Source organism: Paenibacillus sp. sgz302191 (genome assembly GCF_057749925.1).
The window spans coordinates 1-550 of the sequence record NZ_JBYLHY010000108.1; the positions used below are offsets into that span (position 1 = coordinate 1).

Genomic DNA, 550 nt, shown 5'->3' on the forward strand with positions numbered 1-550 from the left:
CTCGCCAGGCGCGAACGGATCCTCCACGAACTTCTCCCGCGTCTCCTCCGGCCGGTTGTTGTAGCCCCGGGCCAGTCCCCGGCCCGCGATGCACAGCTCCCCGGCTACGCCGATCGGCTGCAGCTGCCCCTCCGCGCCCAGGATGTAGATGCGCGTATTCGCGATCGGCCGCCCGATCGTCAAAATCTCCTCCGCGGGACCGTTCGCCGTGCTCGTCGCCACTACGGTGCTTTCCGTCGGACCGTAGTTGTTGACCAGCTTGTAGCGGCGCTCCACCGTCCGCTTCAGCTTGTCCCCTCCGGTCAGCAGCACGCGCAGCGAGCGGTTGTCGAGCTCCATGTACTGCTCGCACAACTGCGTCGGCAGGAACGCAATCGTGATCCCGTGCTGCTCGAAATACGCGTTCAGCCGCACGATGTCCATCCGGATCGCTTCGTCGATCACATGGATGTTCGCCCCGGCTATCCAGTACGGGAACAGCTCCCACACGGAAGCGTCAAACCCGAACCCGGCGTATTTGGCGCTGCGGTCCTCGGCAGTAACTTCGAAA

The 550-nt window shown here is 64.4% G+C and carries 1 protein-coding gene; it reads right to left on the bottom strand.

What is annotated here, in order from left to right; translation table 11 throughout:
* The coding region (locus AC3G2T_RS38820; protein WP_488438833.1) for an AMP-binding protein at window positions 1-550 on the bottom strand (550 nt) is incomplete at both ends.